The organism is Burkholderia sp. Bp9016, assembly GCF_003857765.1.
GTDB lineage: Bacteria > Pseudomonadota > Gammaproteobacteria > Burkholderiales > Burkholderiaceae > Burkholderia.
The window spans coordinates 1-16308 of record NZ_QTPY01000033.1; the positions used below are offsets into that span (position 1 = coordinate 1).

Here is a 16308-nt window from a genome sequence, read left to right on the forward strand (position 1 = left end):
CCGGCGGCCGGTCAGCTTACGCGGTCCGAAAGCGGACATTTCTATGTAGCCAAAAGCGGACATTTCTATCTAGCCACTACAACCAGTCAGGTTGATAATTATGATTATGTCAAATCACAAATTCACCGGAAACCACCACTGAACATCGGTGGATCTTGACCAGTCCGCCACCCCTCACTTTCGCGGCGCAATCTTTTCGAGTTCTCTGCGAGCATCCGGAAAGTACTCGCTGGCCTGCTCGAGCGTAAGAAAATACGGCGCTCGAGCTTCCGCAGCAATCTCTAGAATCAGAATCTCCCAATTGGGTCCGTCTTCCAGACTCAACTAGTTTAAAAAATTCTTCAAACACGCCGCTGCCTCGACGAAATCAGCGGCGCACGGTTGCCTCCGCGTCCGCCCGCCGGACGCCGTCACCACCCGTCGCAAACCACCCGCGACAAGCCGATCAAGACACCCACATTCCCTGCATCCTGTGCGAGAAATGCGCACGCTCGGCCGTCTCCATCAGCGACAGGAATTCGTCCTGCATCATGTGGATCAGCGCTTCGTGGTCGCCGGCTTCGAAATACACTTCCGGCTGCTCCGCGAGATGTTCCTCGAGGAATGTTTTCATCCCGTACGCCATGCACACCGGCGGCAGCGCGCCCATGTCGCAATCCTTGAACAGTTCGCGCAGTTCGATTTCCCTGGCGAGCACGAGATGGCGTCCGGTCTTGACCCAAAGGTCCGACAGCCGCACTGCGTGCGACGTCGGCAACACGGCGGCGACGTAGCCTTCGTCGTCCTCGAGCAGCACGGTTTTCGCGAGACGATTGCCGGGGATATGCGCGGCAGCGGCCGTCTCCATACTGGTATGGCTATACGGGTGGTACACAACTTCGTACCGCGATGACTTCTGGCGCAGGCAATCCTGCAGGGTGGCGGATACAGGCATGGCACACCTCATCTGGACGAATCGAGCGAACAAAGTTCGCACCGGATTCGTTCAGCATAGGTCGCATTCGGGCCAATGGAAACGCCCTCGCGCGGCATCCGTACGGGCCCGCCGACGGCCGGACGAGGCCTCGTTTCCGGCAGATCGCCCGCCCTCGCCGGCATGTGAAATCCGGACCCGGAATACGCTCGTCGAGTTGCCTTTCCTGAAGACAGGGTCTGTCGATGGACGTCCTGCCGCGATAGCTCAACCCAATACGACGGCGGAGAAGCGGTAGACCGTTAGTTGCATTTATGGGAAAAGGTACAGACGCACGAATGGCAAGCGCCGCAGCCACGCGAACGCGTCCGGACACGCCGGGAGAGTCTCTGCGAACCGCGCCGACAAAGACCGAACCGTGTCCTATACTGAGCCGGCCGCCGAACCTGCGCGGCAACCGATTCCGGGAGCAACCATGCATTACCAGCTGATCTACGATCTCGTCGACGATTACCTGGCCCGGCGCGAACAGTTCCGCGCCGAGCACCTCGCACTCGCGCAGGCCGCAACCGAACGCGGCGAGCTCATGCTCGCCGGCGCGTTGCAGGATCCGGCCGACCAGGCCGTGCTCGTGTTCGAAGGCGATTCGCCGGAAGCTGCCGAATCGTTCGCGCGCGCCGATCCGTACGTGCAGAACGGCCTCGTCAAATCGTGGCACGTGCGGCCATGGCGTGTCGTGGTCGGCAAGCACGCACCGCGTTAGCGGCGCGCGGCGACGGGCGCGGCTACAGCCACCCCGCCCGCTTGAACCGCCACCATAGTCCGAGATCGGCTGCGAGCATCACCGCGATGCAGCCGTAGAAGCCGTATTTGAGATGCAGCTCGGGCATGTTCGCGAAGTTCATCCCGTAGATGCCGGCAATCATCGTCGGAATCGCGAACAGCGCGGCGAACGAGCCGAGCCGCTTGGTCACCTCGTTTTCCGCAAGCGAGATCATCCCGAGGTTGACCTGAATCGCGGTCACGACCATTTCGCGCCGCCCTTCGATCGTTTTCACGATCCGCTGCAGATGGTCGTACACGTCGCGGAAATAATGTTCCATCCCGCTGCAGACCTGCGGAGTCCGCCCGCCGGTGAGCTTCGCGAGCGGCTCGAGCAGCGGCGCCGTGTGCTGGTACAGCATCACGAGCCGACGCTTGAGCGAATAGAGATCCTCGATGATCGCGCGCGACGATGACGGCGAGCTCTTCGTGAAGATACGGTCCTCGAGTTCCTCCAGCTCGTTGCCGAGCGCCTCGAGAATCGGAAAATAGCGATCGACGACCTGATCCATCAGCGCATAGAACACGAACGCCGAGCCCTCCTGCAGCAGATGCGGTTCGCGCTCGCAGCGCTTGCGCACCTCGCGGAAGTCCTGTTCCGTATGGTTACGAATCGACAGCACGTAGTTCGGGCCGACGAACACGTTCAGCTCGCCGACCTTGAATTCGTCGTCGTCGTCGAGCTCGACCGTATGCAGCACGGCGAACAGCGAGTCGCCATACTCCTCGATCTTCGGCCGTTGATGCCCGTTGCGGGCATCCTCGAGCGCCAGCTCGTGCAGCCCGAACTCTTCGCCCATCAGGTCGATTTCCTCGGGCGTCGGATCCTTCAGCGCCACCCACACGAAACACTCGGGTTTCGACACGTAGTCACTGATGGCGTCGATATCGATGTCGGCCAGCTTGCGGCCGTCCTGGTATGCAGCACAGTTGATCAGCATGGTGTCCGTGATGTTGCGGTTTGCGCGTCAGTTTACCGGTTTGCCGCGCAGGCGGCCCGGCTTGCGCGTCGCGCCGATATTGGTCATGATCGGACTGCATGCCGCACGGCATCGCTTCGACAGGCTCACGGCCCGCTCGTGCGCCCCAACCGTCCAGGAGACAGACCCATGTGGTATTTCGCGTGGATACTCGGCATCGGCGTGGCCCTCGGCTTCGGCATCATCAATGTGATGTGGCTGGAAGCGGAAGTGTTCTCGCGCGACGACAAACGCACCGACACGTCGCGTGCGGATTCGCGGAGCCGGTATTCGTGACGCACCTGGTGTTCTTCTGCGGCCATGCCGGCACCGGCAAGACCACGCTCGCGAAGCGGCTGATCGGGCCGCTGATGCGCGCGACCGGCGAGGCCTTCTGCCTGCTCGACAAGGACACGCTGTACGGCCACTACAGCTCGGCCGCGATGGGCGCCCTCACGTCGGATCCGAACGACCGCGACAGCCCGCTCTACCTGAAGCATCTGCGCGATCCCGAGTACCAGGGCCTGCTCGACACCGCCCGCGAGAACCTCGCACTCGGCATCGGCGCGCTGGTGGTCGGCCCGCTGTCGCGCGAAGTACGTGACCGGCGCATCCTCGACCGCGCGTGGCTCGGCATTACGCCCGACGTCACGCTGACCGTCGTCTGGGTCCATACGACAGAGGACGTCGCACACGAGCGAATCGTCGCACGCGGCAACCCGAACGACGCCTACAAGCTCGCGCACTGGGACGAATACCGGCAACGCCGCTTCGTGCCGACCGGTGACGAATGCGACGGGATCGTGATGTTCGACAACACCGCGCCGTCCGACGCCGACATCGAGACGTTGCTGTACCGCATCGCACCACCGGCGCCGCCCGTGCCGCAAGCGACGATCGTCCCGCCGCTGCCGGCCTGAGCGCGCCCCCGCCCTTCTCTTCTTCCGCGCCTGAAAAAACAACGCCGAAAGCGCTGCTGCGCTCCCGGCGTCGTCATACCACCCTCGTGCCGTCGATCCGTCGTCAGGCGACTTCGTGCACGCGCTCCATCGTGCCGCCTTCGTACAGCTTGCCGAAGCGGTTCGACAGGAATGCCTTCAGCGACACCTTTTCCTGCGGGATGAAACCGCTCTGCGGCAGCTTCTTTTCGCGGAACAGATCCAGCACCGCGCACATCGCGCCGGCCGTCGTGATCTGGATCGCGCTCATGTGCATCCCGCACACGTCCTTCGCGAAGATCTTGCGGGTGAACACGTCCTGCACGAGCTGGCCGTCCTTCACGCCCGTCACCGTGACGAACACGAGCACGACGTCCTGCTTCGTCGACGGCACGGCACGGCGCATGATCGACTTCAGCGTGTCGCGGTCGCTCGACAGGCGCAGGTCTTCGAGCAGGAACTGCACGAGTTCGCGGTGGCCCGGATAGCGCACCGACTTGTAGTCGAGCGTCTCGACCTTGCCCGACAGCGTCTCGCACAGCGTGCCCAGGCCGCCCGACGTGTTGAACGCTTCGTATTCGGTGCCGTCCAGCGAGAAGTGCTCGAGGCCTTCGAGCGGCTGCACCCACTGCTTGCGGCCATCGCGGATCGCTTCGCACGGCTGGCAGTATTCGTTGATCAGACCGTCGACGCTCCACGTCAGGTTGTACTTCAGCGCGTTGGTCGGATACTCGGGCAGCGCGCCGACGCGCATCTTCACGTCGCGCACTTCGCTGAAGCCGTTCACGAGCTCGTGTGCGGCGATGCCGATGAAGCCCGGTGCGAGGCCGCACTGCGGCATGAACGCGCGGTCCGAACCGTCGGCGAGTTCGCGAATTGCGTGGGTTGCGCGCACGTCTTCGGTCAGATCGAAGTAGTGAACGCCGGCAGCCTTCGCCGCAGCCGCGACGTTGACCGCGAGGTAGTACGGCAGTGCGTTGACGAGCGCATCGAAGCCCTTCACGGCTTCGCGGATCGCATTGGCGTCGGCCGAATCGACGCGTTGCGTCGCGATCCCTTCGCGCGACAGCTTCGCAAGCGCATCGGCGTCGCGGTCGAACGCGACGACTTCGTAGTCGCCCGTTTCACGCAGCATGTGAGCAATGGTGTGGCCGATCAGACCTGCGCCGACGATGGCGATTTTCATGCGCTTATCTCCTGATAATGGGTTTGGTGTTGGTGTACGGCGTCGAGCCATGAACACAGTTTAGGGACGCGCAAAATCAGTTCCAAGACGAAGAATGATGCGAAACGACCGATACATTCGACGATATGACGAAGCTTTTCGTCATAATGACCGAATCGTCTAAAAATCGCATCAATCGCCGGCTGCAAACGGGCCGCACAAGCCGCGTCCGGGCGCTCGGAAAGAACGAATCCAAACGGGATCGGAGCGGGATGCCGGAAGACGCATGAGCCGTTGCTCACGCCAGCACCATCAGTCGACGCAACGACGCCGGCGTGACGATGCGCACGCCAGCGCGCCGTCCTGCGGCAAACGCAAACGGCGAGCATCAATGAAAGGTAAAGGAGGAAGATCCGCGCAACGATCGCGCTGCGACGTCACGCGCGACGCCGCATGCGAAGCATTAGCCGCCGATCGTGCCGCGATCGATCTTGCGCGACAGAATAATCGACGTCGTCGTGCGCTCGACGCCTTCGAGCGTGCCGATCTGGTCGAGCAGATCGTTGAGGCGCTCCGGCGAATCGGCGCGCAGCCAGGCGACATAGTCGTACTCGCCGCTCACCGCGCACAGCAGTTGCACCTCGGGCATCCGGTCGAGCCTGCGCAGCACGTCCTTGCCGAACTTCGGCGTGAGGATGATGCCGACATACGCGTAAATGCTCGCATCGAGCACGTCCTGTCCAAGCCTCACGCTGTATCCGGCGATCACGTTCGTCCGCTCGAGTCGCGCGATGCGTGCGACGACGGTCGTGCGCGCGACGTCGAGCTGCCGCGCGAGATCGGCGACGCTTGCGCGCGCATCCGCCTGCAGCAGCGCAACGAGTTGCCGGTCGAGGTCGTCGAGTTGGTCGAGGCGGGGTGGACGCATGAGGCTGGGCCGGCGTGCAGCGCACCGGCGAAATGGAACGTGACGCGATGATAGCGCTGAACGCCGGGCCGCCCAAACGGGATCGTGCATCGTGGCAACGATCGAACCGGTACATCGCGCGGACTGTTTCGTACGCATCGATCGCGCGCCACCGTCGCCGCCCGAACGCGCCCGACACCGCGTCCGCCCGCTATGTCCCTTTCAATTTCTATTCGTATCGGTTGTAAGCAAGTGTCGCTTTCGCTGCCGTGTCGTGCACAACGTGCTACTAATAGCGGGCGACGCGAGATGCGCGCTCGCGGCAGTTGCCGCCGCGCCCGCTCGCACGACACCACCCCGGAGAGCCAACCATGAAGAAAATCTCGCTCACCCTCGCTACGCTCGTCGTTGCGGCCAGTGCATTCGCGCAGACCCAACCGCAATCGCAGCCCGCTCCGGCTACGGCCACGCCGACGGCCGCGTCGGCGCCGGGCGCCGAGCAGCGTGCGGCACGCCATGAAGCGCGCATCGAGCAGCGCATCAAGTATCTGCACGACCAGTTGAAGATCACGTCGGCGCAGGAACCGCAGTGGAAAACGTTCGCCGACGCGATGCGCGAAAACGGCGAAACGATGGGCCGCCTCTATCGCGCACGGATCGAGAACCACAACGTGTCGGCGGTCGACGACGTGAAGCAGTACGCGGAACTCGCGCAGGCGAACGCGGACGGCGCGAAGAAGCTCGCCGACGCCTTCGCACCGCTCTACGAGAGCTTCCCGGCCGAACAGAAGGCGTTGGCCGACACGACGTTCCGCAACTGGCTGCACCACGGCGGCGAACACCACGGCAAGGGCAAGGCCAAGGCCAGAAGCAAGGAAGGCAAGGCAGCAGCCGCGCCCGCCGCAAGCGCTCCCGCCCAGCCCTGATCTCCGCATTGCCGGTGCCGCCCTGCCCGTCCGGGCCGAACGGCACCGCGCGTCCCGCGGGTAATCGGCGCGTCACACGGCGCGCCGATTTCGGGATAAGCTGCCGGCTTTTCCCGCACTTCCCCGCCATGCTCGAACTCAAGCACCTCGATCTGCGTACCGATCCGCAGGCCCGTCGCGTCGTCAAGGACGAAACCGTCGCGGTCGCCTTCGCGGATGCCGACGGCGAACTGATGAGCCTCGAAGGCCCGAACCGCTACGTCGCGGGCGACGCGCTGATCACCGGCTCGACCGGCGATCGCTGGGTCGTGTCGCGCGCGCGCTTCGACGCCAAGTACCTGCCCGCCGACTCCGCGCTCGCACACGGCGTGCCGGGCGCGTACCGAAACCGGCCGACCGTCGTGCTTGCCCGCCGGATGGACGAGCCGTTCACGATCGCCCGCTCGGAAAACGGCGACACGCTGCACGGCATCGCCGGCGACTGGGTGATGCAATATGCGCCCGGCGACTACGGCGTCGTACAGGCGCAGCGCTTCGCGCAGGTCTACCACGACGCGTAACCGGCCGCGCCGGCATTGCATCGGCGCTTGCGCTTACGCGAAGTCTTCGTCGAGTTCGAGCTCCGCGTCGCGCTCGATGGCCTGACCGGCCGCGTGCCGCTCCTCGAGCGAACCCAGCATCGCTTCCGTATACGCATGCAGCACCGCGTGGCTGCGTGCGCGCTGCATCGGCCGAAGCGCCAGATACCGCGCGAGCGCGGCCGGCACGATGCGGATATCGAGCGTCATCCGCTTCGGCGTCGCGCCGAAACGCATTGCCAGCCAGTGCACGGACAGGAACCGCCCGCGCGCGTCGCTGCTTTCCGCGAAACGTGTCTGCTCCGGAAAGAGATCGCAGATCACGCGCGCGAGCGCGTCGAATTCAGCGCTCTGGCATTCGATCAGATAGTCGTCCATTCCCTCTCTCCCGTCAGGCCGCCACACGCTGCGGCCGGCACGTCTTCGACAGCACGACGACCAGAATCGCGGTCAGCACGAAATACACGGCCTCGAGCCATCCGGCCGGCAGTACACGGACCTGGTAAAGCAGCGTCGGCGCGACCACCAGCGCATGCAGCACGATCGCGAGCGGCAGCACGCCTGCGCGGCCGGCGCGCACGCCGTGCCATACCAGCACCGACAGCGCGAGCTGCACCACGAAGCCCGCGCAGCGTTCAAGCAGCAACAACAGGATCGACTGCGCCGACAGCGTCGCCAGCATCACGTGCAGCCGCACGACGGTATCGCCCGGCAGGTCCGCGAGCTGTGTTTCGAGCTGGCCGCGGCTCGCGAGCCAGGCGAGATACGACCACTGGCCCCACACGAGCACGCCGACGAACCACGCTTCGGCGCCCGCATGGCCGATCCCGTAGCCGATGCCGCGACCGTCGCCGGCCGACGCGCCATAACGGCGACTCAGGAAGCGCATCCCCAGATAGCGGCCGACTTCCTCGAATACGGCGGTCGCGAGCGCGCTGTATGCGACGAACGCCAGCGGCTGCGTGAGCCACCCGCCTGCCGGCGTCTGGCTCAGCACGAGACCGTGGAAGGCGCGTTCGACGATCATCGCGAACAGCGTGAAGACGGCGACGCCGACGATCGTGTCGCGGCGGTCGAGCGCAAGCGGCTTGCGCAAAATACGGAAGAGAACGAACGGCAGCAGCGCGATGATCAGCGTGGCGGCGATCAGCACCGCCAGCGTGACGGGGGCGACAGTCATGTATTTCCTTGTTCAGGGCAGCGCACCTGACGCGCTGCGTGCCCCGAATGATACTCAGCTTGCCGTCGACGCGCGCGCAATCAGCTCGCCCGGCAGCATCGCGACGCGCACGTCGCCGGCCGCGCCGTCGATGCGTTCGTGCACGAATTCGACGGCTTTGTAGCCGATTTCGTAGGTCGGCTGGCGGATCGTCGTGATGCCGATCAACTCGGCCCACTCGGGATCGTCGATCGACAGCAGCGCGGCCTTTGCCTGCCACGCGGCACCGAAACGCGCGCGCAGATGGCGCGCGATCGCGAGCGCGACCGGCGCGTTCGCGGCGAACAGCGCCGCGCGCACGCCGCGTTGCGTCGCAGCGTCGATGCGCGCGTCGAGGTCGGCGAGCGCCGCCGCGGCCGCATCGGGTTCGTTCAGGTCGAGTACGACCGTCGGCGGCACCGGCAGCCCGCGCGCGTCGAGTGTCGCGCGGAATGCGGCCTCGCGCACGCGCCGCGAACTGACCTGCTCGAACGGCTGCACGACGAAATGGATCGCATCGAAGCCGCGCTCGATCAGGTGCGTGAGCGCCGTCTCGATCGCATCGGCGTTGTCGAGGCCGATCAGGTCGGCCTCGAAGCCCTCGACGGTCCGATCGACGAGCACGGCCGGAATACCGCCGCCGCGCAGCGGGCGCAGCACTTCCTCTTCGGCGCCGAGCGCGTTGACGATCAGCCCTTCGACGCGATACGTCGTGAGCAGCTGCAGGAAGCGCCGCTCCATCTCGACTTCGTTCGCCGCGTGACAGATCAGCGGCATGTAGCCGAGCGCGTGACAGGCGGCCTCGACGCCCTGCAGCACTTCGACGGTATAGGGATTGGTCAGGTCGGCCGCGAGCATGCCGAGCAGCCGGTTACGACCGCGCTTGAGCCCGCGCGCCATCTGGTTCGGCCGGTAATTGAGCCGGGCGATCGCCGCCTCGATCCGCTGGCGCAGATCGGCGGACAGCACGTGCGTCTCGCCGTTCAGGTAGCGAGAAACGCTGGTCTTGCCCGTGCCGGCCTCGCGCGCGACGTCGCTGATCGTCGCCGGACGCTGCGTGATAAGTTGCGAATCGGTCAAGTCGTGCCTCGCGACGGTCGATCCGCGCCGCTTCATGTGCGGACGGACTTTGTTGTTGGATACGAAAGCCACCCGGCGCGCGCCGCTGTCGATCAGCGTCGGCGCTTCAGCGCCCATGCCGATCCGATGCTGTGCGATCGACCGAAGCCGGCGCATTCGCGCCCGACCCGGTCATCTGCTGCAACGAACAACGGCCGGCCGCACCGGATCTGGCACGGATGCCCGTCGCCGGAGGCCGTTGGCAAGGTGGGCCGGGCCGCGGATGCGACGAGCGGGCGATCATAACGCAGCCTGCCCTCCCGTACCAATACTACCGACTCTAACGGGGCCGGCAGCCTCGCCGGCCGGCCGTCGGCGCTCAGGCGCGCGCGAGCGCGTCGGGATTGACGAGATTCGTGCGCAGCGTGCCGGCGAGCGCGCCGACCAGGTTTTCAGCGGCGCAGCGCGCCATCGCGTGGCGCGTCTCGTGCGTCGCCGAGCCGATATGCGGCAGCGCGACGACGTTGCGCATCTGCAGCAGCGGCGAATCCGCCGGCAACGGCTCCTTCTCGAACACGTCGAGCCCCGCACCGCGGATCGTCCCCGCGCGCAGCGCTTCGATCAGCGCGGCCTCGTCGACCACCGGCCCGCGCGAAGCGTTGATCAGGATCGCGCCGCGCTTCATCTTCGCGAATTCGGCCGCGCCGATCATATGATGCGTTTGCGGCGACAGCGGCACCTGCAGGCACACGAAATCCGACTGCGCGAGCAATGCGTCGAGCGTCACACGGCGCGCGCCGTACTGCGTCTCGGCTTCCTCGTGCGCGGACCGGTTCGCATACAGCACCTGCATCCGGAAGCCGAGCGCCGCACGGCGCGCGACCGCCCCGCCGATGCGCCCGAGCCCGACGATGCCGAGCGTCTTGCCCTGCACGTCGGTGCCGTACAGATCGGGGCCGATGCTGCGATGCCAGTGGCCCGCCTTCACCCACTCCGCCAGTTCGACCACCCGCCGCGCGGACGCGAGGATCAGCGAGAACACAGTGTCGGCGGTCGATTCGGTCAGCACATCGGGCGTATGCGCGAGCACGATGCCGCGCCGCGTCAGGTCGTCGACGTCGAAGTTGTCGTAGCCGACCGAGATCGTCGACCAGGCCTTCAGCCGCGGCGCGCGATCGAGCATCTCGGGTGTGACCTTCAGGCTCGCGCCGATCGCGCCGTCCGCGTCACCGAGCGCATCGGCGAGCGCGTCGGCACCGTCGGCCTGCACGACCTCCGCATGCTCGCGCAGGTACGCGAGAACGTCATCGGGCAGCGGCTTGTACGCGACGATACGAGGCTTCATCGTTTCATTTTCCTTGCAGCGGCGCTGCGAGCGAGTGCTCGTCGCGCGCCTGGGGTTTGACGGACAGCGTGAGGATCACCGCGGCGACGAGCGCGACGCTCATGAACGCATACGATGCGACGGGCGACCCGGTCGCGCCGTTCAGGTAGCCGACGAAGTACGAGCCGACGAACGAGCCGAGCGCGCCCATGCTGTTGATCAGCGCCATCGCGCCGCCGGCGACGTTCTTCGGCAGCAGCTCCGGCACGATCGCGAAGAACGGGCCGTACGGGGCATACATCGCGGCGCCCGCGACGACGAGCAGCGCATACGAGATCCAGAAATGCGACGAGCCGAGCGCATACGACGCGGCGAATGCGGCAGCACCAACCAGAAGGAACGGCCACACGAAACCGCGGCGCGAGCCGACCTTATCCGACGCCCACGATGCGACGAGCATTGCGATCGTCGCCGCCAGATACGGCAGCGCCGACAGCCAGCCGGTCGCGACCATCCCGAGCGCGGAGCCGTTCTTGACGATCGACGGCAGCCACAGCACGAAGCCGTACACGCCGATGCTCCAGCAGAAGTACTGTGCGCACAGCTTGATCACGGCCGGCGAGCGGAACGCCTCGCCGTAGTTGCGCATCGGCTTGATCGCCGCCTGTTCGGCCGCGAGCGCCGCGTCGAGGTCGCGTTTTTCCTGTGCGGTGAGCCACGGCGATTCGGCCGGCTTGTCCTGCACGAGGAACCACCAGCACACGGCCCAGATCACGGCCGGCACGCCTTCGGCGATGAACATGTGGCGCCAGCCGAATTCGTGGACCAGATAACCGGACACGACCGACATCCACAACACCGTCACCGGGTTGCCGAGGATCAGGAACGTGTTCGCGCGCGAGCGCTCGTTCTTCGTGAACCAGTTGCTGATGTAGATCAGCATCGCGGGCATCACGGCCGCTTCGACGACGCCGAGCACGAACCGGATCGCCATCAGCGACGGGATGTTGCTGACGATGCCCGTGAGCGCCGCGCAGCCGCCCCACAGCACGAGGCTGACGAACACGAGCTTCTTGACGCTGCGGCGCTCCGCATAGATCGCGCCCGGGATCTGGAAGAAGAAGTAGCCGAGGAAGAACAGCGCACCGATCAGCGACGACAGACCCTTGCTGATCCCGAGGTCCTGGTTGATGCCGGCCGCCGCCGCGAACCCGTAGTTCGCGCGGTCGAGGTAAGCGAGGCTATAGGTGATGAAGACGATCGGCATGATCGTCCACCAGCGTCGGGCTGCAAGATTGGCTGCCATCAGAGTGTCTCCTTGGGTGATCGGAGTGGGCGGGTCAAACGCCCGGCTCCGCTCCCGTCCTTTGGGAATCGACCGGCGGCGGCGCGGCGGCGCCGGATCCGGCCTCATGCAAAACCGTGCACGAAGCACGATATGGGTCCGCGGATTGTGCCGTGCCCGGCCTCTCATTGCGCGGTGACGGTTTCCTCCAGGCGACCGGCGCGATCGCCGGCGTTTTCGAGCCGATCGAGTGCCGCACGCGTCGGCAGGCCTTCCGAATCGCCGATCACCTGGATCGCCAGCGCCCCGATGCGGTTGCCGCGCGCGACGGCCTGCTCGACGGAGCGGCCTTCCAGCAGCGCGCTGACCACACCGACCGCGAAGCCGTCGCCGGCCCCGACCGTGTCGACCACGTTCGCGACGCGCTCGCCCGCCACCGTGCCCTCGCGGTCGTCGGCCGTGCGGAAGTACGCACCTTCGGCGCCCAGCTTGATCACCACGCCGCGCGCACCTTGCGCCAGGTAAAAGCCCGCGATATCGGCCGGCGTGTCGTGCCCGGTGAGTTGCCGCCCTTCGGCCAGACCCGGCAGCACCCAGTCGGCGAGCGCCGCCAGCGCGTTCAGCGTCTTCGCCATCACGTCGGCGGACGGCCACAGCGTCGGGCGCAGGTTCGGGTCGAACGAGATCGTCTTGCCGGCCGCGCGCATCTCGCGTGCGAGGCGGAACGCGAGTTCGCACGACGTCGCGGAGATCGCCGGCGCGACACCCGTCAGGTGCAGGTGGCGCGCGCCGAGCACGTAGTCGGCCACGTAGTCGTCGCACGACAGGTGGCTCGCGGCCGAGCCCTTGCGGAAATATTCGACAGTCGGGTCGCTGCCGTCGTTGTTGCGCGACTTCAGCTGGAAGCCGGTCGGATAGCGCGGATCGACGGTCACGCACGACGCATCGATGCCTTCGCGCGCCAGCGTGTCGAGCACGTAGCCGCCGAACGAATCGCGGCCGACCCGGCTCATCCAGCCGACCCGGAAGCCGAGCCGCGACAGGCCGATCGCCACGTTCAGGTCCGCGCCCGCGATCCGTTTCGTGAATTGCGCCGCGTGCGCGAGGTGGCCTGGCTCGGCGGCGACGAACATCGCCATCGCTTCGCCGTAGGTCACGACATCGAGTGCTACTTTCATGACTGAATTCCTCCGTGTCCTTACGGTCTCACGCGGCGGCGAGCCACGCGACGCGCCGGCCGGCGTCGCCCGCCAGGTCGGCCGCATCGAACGGGAACTCGATGCCGCGCGGCGCCGCTTGCGGCAAGGCCGCGAGCACGCCCGTGACGAGCGGATCGCCCGGCGTCGGGGCCACCGCGAAACGGCGTGCGCCCTCGCCAACGACTGCCTTGCAATGAATGTATTCCACATGCGGCGCAAGCGCCTGTGCGCACGCGAGCGGCGCTTCGCCCGGCCACTGCCAGTTGCCGATATCGAACGTCATGCCGACCGCATCCGGCATGCCCGCGTCGCTCAACGCGGCGAACAGCCCGCGGAACTGCGCGAGCGCGCCGCCCACCGGCAGTTGGCCGTTCTCGACCACCACGCGGGCCCGCGCGCCGCGCGACAGCGCGACGAGATCGGCCGCGTGCGCGTCGCCAGCGAAGCCGCCGAGCTGGAATTTGACGAAGCGCGCGCCGAGTGCGTCAGCTTCCACGAGCGTGTCGCGCAACGCGTCGGCATCGAGCGCGCCCGTTTCGGTGTACAGCGTGGCCGGCGTCGAGTAGACCGACCACAGCCCGTGCGCGGCGAGTTCCGCGCCGAGCGCGGCCAGCGCGCCCGGCGTCGCGTCGTCGTCCGACGCGAACAACTCGCGCCGCACCTCGAAACCGGTCGCGCCGGACGCCGCCGCGGTCTCGATGAATGCTCGGTGGCCCTGCTGGCGCACGCGGTCCATTCCGAATGCACTCGCCACGATCACGATGTCTGCCATTTCTCGCCCTTTTTTCCTGAAATGGAACCGGTTCCATTCGTTTGAGACGGATGGTGCGCTTCGCCTTTGGCGTGCGCCATAGAGGAAATCCCTAGGCCGGACCGTCGTGCAAGTACGCGCCAGCCGACGCGCATCCGGCGTTCCCGGGCCGCGCTCGGCCCGCTTATCCGGCGTCGTGCGTGAGGCTCATCTCGAGGAACTGGACAGCCACGCGCGATGGCGCGGCGCCGTGCGGCACGAGAATCGAGAAATGACGCGTGAGCGGCTCGGGCGCCAGCGAACGCGCCACCAGCGCTGCATCCTGATGGCGCAGCGACATCGCGGACACGAAACCGACGCCCATCCCCGCGCGCACGGCCTCCTTCACGGCCTCGACGCCCGAAATCTCGAACGCGACGCGCATCGGCGCGCCGCCGTGCGCGAACGCACGCTCGACGAGCTGGCGCACGCCGGAGCCCTCCTCGCGCAACACGAGCGGATGCGCGGCGAGTGCGCCGAGCGTGACGCCCGCGTCGTACCCGGGGGCGGCGAGCGGATGCCCGGCCGGCACGATCGCGACGATCTCGTCCTCGTGCCACGCATGCACGGCGGTGCCGGGCGGCAGCGCCTCGCCGGGCGGCCCTTCGATCATCGCGATGTCGAGCGATGCCAGCGCGGCGACCACGTCGGCCGTGTTGCCGCTCATCGTCTGGATTGCCACGCGCGGCGCGCGCGGCTGGAATGCCGCGATCAGGTACGGCAGCAGATAGCTGGCCGGTGTGGTGCTCGCACCGATTCGCAGCGTGCCGGCGTCGAGCCCGCGCACCGCGTCGCGAAACGCGCGCGCCTGCGCGAAGGTGTCGCGCTGCGCCTTCGCGTATTGCGCGAGCTGTTCGCCCACCGGCGTCAGCCGGATGCCGCGGCCGTCGCGCTGGTACAGCGGCTCGCCGAACTCCTCCTGCAGCAGGCGCAACTGGCCCGATACGGCCGGCTGCGACAGATGCAGCGCTACGGCGGCATGGCTGATGTTCAGGTGTTCGGCAACGGCGGCGAACGTTATCAGTTGATCCGGGGTCATTGGGTTGAATTATCGGATTTCCGGATATTTTACGTCACAAATCACAATTTTTCATATCGATATAACCAAATTAGGATTAGGACATCGCAACATGCTTCATAGGGTGCCTCCATGTCCACTGCCCCGACTCCCCATCTTGACCGCGCCGCGCCGTCGATGCGCGGCCAGTTGAACGGCGTGCTGTTCGTCGCGTTGTTCGCCGCCGCCGTTACCAGCCTGTCGCAACTGCCCGCCATCGCCGGGCTCGGCCTGTCGCCGCTGATCGTCGGGATCATCGCCGGCGCGCTGTACGGCAACGCGTTGCGCGACGGCATGCCGGCAAGCTGGGCAGCCGGCGTCAATTTTTCCGCGCGCAAGCTGCTGCGCATCGCGGTCGCGTTCTTCGGCTTGCGCGTGAGCCTGCAGGAAATCGCGCAGGTCGGCCTGCCGGGCCTCACGGTGTCGGTGCTGGTGGTCGTCAGCACGCTCGTGATCGGCACCTGGGTCGGCATGAAGGTGATGAAGCTCGATCGCGACGCAGCACTGCTGACCGCCGCCGGCAGCGCGATCTGCGGCGCGGCCGCGGTGCTCGCATTCGAGTCGACGCTGCAGTCGAAGCCGCACCAGAGCGCGATGGCCGTCGGTAGCGTCGTGCTGTTCGGCACGCTGTCGATGTTCCTGTATCCGCTCGCGTATCACGCCGGCCTGCTCGATCTCGACCCCGCCGGCCTCGGCCTGTTCTTCGGCGGCACGATCCACGAGGTCGCGCAGGTGGTCGGCGCCGCAAGCGACATCAGCCCGCAGGTCACGCACGTCGCAACGATCGTCAAGATGACGCGCGTGATGCTGCTGGTGCCGGTGCTGCTCACGCTCGGCTGGTGGCTCGCCCGCTCCGCACGGGCAACCGCCGACAGCACGCAGGGCAAGCGCAAGGTGGCCGTGCCCTGGTTCGCTCTCGGCTTCCTCGGCTTCGTGATCGTCAACTCGCTGAACGTGCTGCCTGCCGACGCCACGCATACGCTGAACGTGCTCGATACCTTCGCGCTGACGATGGCGATGACGGCCCTGGGCATCGAAACCCGCGTATCGCAGATCCGTGAGGCCGGCCCCCGCGCGCTGACCACCGGCCTGATCCTGTATGTGTGGCTGATCGCCGGCGGCTACGGCATCACGCTCGCCGTGCAGCACTGGCTTGGCTGAGCCGCACGCCCACGCCGCGACAAGCGC

Annotated in this window: 19 protein-coding genes; 6 read left to right on the plus strand and 13 right to left on the minus strand. The window is 66.5% G+C overall.

From position 1 onward, the window contains the following. Positions 1-445 precede the first annotated feature (445 nt). The gene (locus DIE13_RS28785) at positions 446-934 is read right to left on the minus strand and encodes an aminoacyl-tRNA deacylase (protein ID WP_096505238.1); all 489 of its coding nucleotides are present in this window, start codon (positions 932-934) and stop codon (positions 446-448) included. A gap of 454 nt (positions 935-1388) precedes the next feature. Between DIE13_RS28785 and DIE13_RS28790 the strand changes: the two genes are divergently transcribed. Beyond that, positions 1389-1676: a YciI-like protein gene (locus tag DIE13_RS28790; protein ID WP_124830439.1), complete on the plus strand. Its 288-nt coding sequence runs from the start codon at positions 1389-1391 to the stop codon at positions 1674-1676. Positions 1677-1698: 22 nt separating this feature from the next. Here the strand turns inward: DIE13_RS28790 and corA are convergent, their stop codons facing one another. Then, positions 1699-2676: a magnesium/cobalt transporter CorA gene (corA, locus tag DIE13_RS28795; RefSeq protein WP_124830440.1), complete on the minus strand. Its 978-nt coding sequence runs from the start codon at positions 2674-2676 to the stop codon at positions 1699-1701. A 168-nt stretch (positions 2677-2844) separates the two neighbouring features. Here corA and cydX point away from each other — a divergent pair, with 168 nt between their 5' ends. Continuing rightward, the gene (gene cydX / locus DIE13_RS28800) at positions 2845-2991 is read left to right on the plus strand and encodes a cytochrome bd-I oxidase subunit CydX (RefSeq protein ID WP_124830441.1); all 147 of its coding nucleotides are present in this window, start codon (positions 2845-2847) and stop codon (positions 2989-2991) included. After that, entirely contained in the window at positions 2988-3614 is a 627-nt protein-coding gene (locus DIE13_RS28805; protein ID WP_124830442.1) for an AAA family ATPase, read from the plus strand. The genes cydX and DIE13_RS28805 overlap by 4 nt, the downstream gene beginning before the upstream one ends. 103 nt (positions 3615-3717) lie before the next feature. On the opposite strand, the gene DIE13_RS28810 is transcribed toward DIE13_RS28805, so the two are convergent. The 3 genes from DIE13_RS28810 to DIE13_RS28820 form a co-directional block, all read right to left on the minus strand. Continuing rightward, positions 3718-4818 carry a saccharopine dehydrogenase family protein gene (locus tag DIE13_RS28810; protein ID WP_006755042.1) on the minus strand — a complete coding sequence of 367 codons (1101 nt, stop codon included), beginning with the start codon at positions 4816-4818 and terminating at the stop codon, positions 3718-3720. Beyond that, entirely contained in the window at positions 4815-5099 is a 285-nt protein-coding gene (locus DIE13_RS28815) for a hypothetical protein (protein WP_124830443.1), read from the minus strand. The genes DIE13_RS28810 and DIE13_RS28815 overlap by 4 nt, the downstream gene beginning before the upstream one ends. Positions 5100-5260: 161 nt before the next feature. Beyond that, positions 5261-5725 carry an Lrp/AsnC family transcriptional regulator gene (locus DIE13_RS28820; protein WP_006755043.1) on the minus strand — a complete coding sequence of 155 codons (465 nt, stop codon included), beginning with the start codon at positions 5723-5725 and terminating at the stop codon, positions 5261-5263. A gap of 350 nt (positions 5726-6075) precedes the next feature. Here DIE13_RS28820 and DIE13_RS28825 point away from each other — a divergent pair, with 350 nt between their 5' ends. Together DIE13_RS28825 and DIE13_RS28830 are read left to right on the plus strand one after the other, a co-directional pair. Then, positions 6076-6630, plus strand: a complete 555-nt coding sequence (locus DIE13_RS28825; RefSeq protein ID WP_124830444.1) for a Spy/CpxP family protein refolding chaperone — start codon at positions 6076-6078, stop codon at positions 6628-6630. A 128-nt stretch (positions 6631-6758) separates the two neighbouring features. Further along, entirely contained in the window at positions 6759-7190 is a 432-nt protein-coding gene (locus tag DIE13_RS28830; protein WP_124830445.1) for a PGDYG domain-containing protein, read from the plus strand. A 33-nt stretch (positions 7191-7223) separates the two neighbouring features. On the opposite strand, the gene DIE13_RS28835 is transcribed toward DIE13_RS28830, so the two are convergent. The 8 genes from DIE13_RS28835 to DIE13_RS28870 all read right to left on the minus strand — a co-directional run bounded on the left by DIE13_RS28835 (position 7224) and on the right by DIE13_RS28870 (position 15102). Further along, entirely contained in the window at positions 7224-7586 is a 363-nt protein-coding gene (locus tag DIE13_RS28835; RefSeq protein WP_124830446.1) for a DUF3022 domain-containing protein, read from the minus strand. 13 nt (positions 7587-7599) lie between these two features. Then, positions 7600-8388, minus strand: a complete 789-nt coding sequence (locus tag DIE13_RS28840) for a YhfC family intramembrane metalloprotease (protein ID WP_124830447.1) — start codon at positions 8386-8388, stop codon at positions 7600-7602. Positions 8389-8442: 54 nt separating this feature from the next. Beyond that, positions 8443-9486 (minus strand): LacI family DNA-binding transcriptional regulator, encoded by a 1044-nt coding sequence (locus DIE13_RS28845; protein ID WP_124830448.1) that lies wholly within the window; start codon positions 9484-9486, stop codon positions 8443-8445. 358 nt (positions 9487-9844) lie between these two features. Continuing rightward, positions 9845-10810 (minus strand): NAD(P)-dependent oxidoreductase, encoded by a 966-nt coding sequence (locus DIE13_RS28850; RefSeq protein ID WP_124830449.1) that lies wholly within the window; start codon positions 10808-10810, stop codon positions 9845-9847. Between the two features lie 4 nt (positions 10811-10814). Then, entirely contained in the window at positions 10815-12095 is a 1281-nt protein-coding gene (locus DIE13_RS28855) for an MFS transporter (RefSeq protein ID WP_124830450.1), read from the minus strand. A gap of 164 nt (positions 12096-12259) precedes the next feature. Continuing rightward, positions 12260-13252: a sugar kinase gene (locus tag DIE13_RS28860; protein ID WP_124830451.1), complete on the minus strand. Its 993-nt coding sequence runs from the start codon at positions 13250-13252 to the stop codon at positions 12260-12262. 28 nt (positions 13253-13280) lie between these two features. After that, entirely contained in the window at positions 13281-14045 is a 765-nt protein-coding gene (locus DIE13_RS28865; protein WP_124830452.1) for a TIM barrel protein, read from the minus strand. 163 nt (positions 14046-14208) lie between these two features. After that, positions 14209-15102, minus strand: coding sequence for a LysR family transcriptional regulator (locus DIE13_RS28870; RefSeq protein ID WP_124830453.1), 894 nt, complete (start codon positions 15100-15102; stop codon positions 14209-14211). 111 nt (positions 15103-15213) lie between these two features. Between DIE13_RS28870 and DIE13_RS28875 the strand changes: the two genes are divergently transcribed. Further along, positions 15214-16281, plus strand: a complete 1068-nt coding sequence (locus tag DIE13_RS28875; protein WP_124830454.1) for a YeiH family protein — start codon at positions 15214-15216, stop codon at positions 16279-16281. The last annotated feature ends 27 nt before the right edge of the window (positions 16282-16308 follow it).

Bases quoted from the DNA above. Each gene is read 5' to 3' on its own strand.
- DIE13_RS28855 (WP_124830450.1), bottom strand. From the start codon at position 12,095: ATGGCAGCCAATCTTGCAGCCCGACGCTGGTGGACGATCATGCCGATC.
- DIE13_RS28835 (WP_124830446.1), bottom strand. From the start codon at position 7,586: ATGGACGACTATCTGATCGAATGCCAGAGCGCTGAATTCGACGCGCTC.
- DIE13_RS28820 (WP_006755043.1), bottom strand. From the start codon at position 5,725: ATGCGTCCACCCCGCCTCGACCAACTCGACGACCTCGACCGGCAACTC.
- DIE13_RS28825 (WP_124830444.1), top strand. From the start codon at position 6,076: ATGAAGAAAATCTCGCTCACCCTCGCTACGCTCGTCGTTGCGGCCAGT.
- DIE13_RS28865 (WP_124830452.1), bottom strand. From the start codon at position 14,045: ATGGCAGACATCGTGATCGTGGCGAGTGCATTCGGAATGGACCGCGTG.
- corA (WP_124830440.1), bottom strand. From the start codon at position 2,676: ATGCTGATCAACTGTGCTGCATACCAGGACGGCCGCAAGCTGGCCGAC.
- DIE13_RS28850 (WP_124830449.1), bottom strand. From the start codon at position 10,810: ATGAAGCCTCGTATCGTCGCGTACAAGCCGCTGCCCGATGACGTTCTC.
- cydX (WP_124830441.1), top strand. From the start codon at position 2,845: ATGTGGTATTTCGCGTGGATACTCGGCATCGGCGTGGCCCTCGGCTTC.
- DIE13_RS28810 (WP_006755042.1), bottom strand. From the start codon at position 4,818: ATGAAAATCGCCATCGTCGGCGCAGGTCTGATCGGCCACACCATTGCT.
- DIE13_RS28875 (WP_124830454.1), top strand. From the start codon at position 15,214: ATGTCCACTGCCCCGACTCCCCATCTTGACCGCGCCGCGCCGTCGATG.
- DIE13_RS28840 (WP_124830447.1), bottom strand. From the start codon at position 8,388: ATGACTGTCGCCCCCGTCACGCTGGCGGTGCTGATCGCCGCCACGCTG.
- DIE13_RS28860 (WP_124830451.1), bottom strand. From the start codon at position 13,252: ATGAAAGTAGCACTCGATGTCGTGACCTACGGCGAAGCGATGGCGATG.
- DIE13_RS28785 (WP_096505238.1), bottom strand. From the start codon at position 934: ATGCCTGTATCCGCCACCCTGCAGGATTGCCTGCGCCAGAAGTCATCG.
- DIE13_RS28790 (WP_124830439.1), top strand. From the start codon at position 1,389: ATGCATTACCAGCTGATCTACGATCTCGTCGACGATTACCTGGCCCGG.
- DIE13_RS28870 (WP_124830453.1), bottom strand. From the start codon at position 15,102: ATGACCCCGGATCAACTGATAACGTTCGCCGCCGTTGCCGAACACCTG.
- DIE13_RS28830 (WP_124830445.1), top strand. From the start codon at position 6,759: ATGCTCGAACTCAAGCACCTCGATCTGCGTACCGATCCGCAGGCCCGT.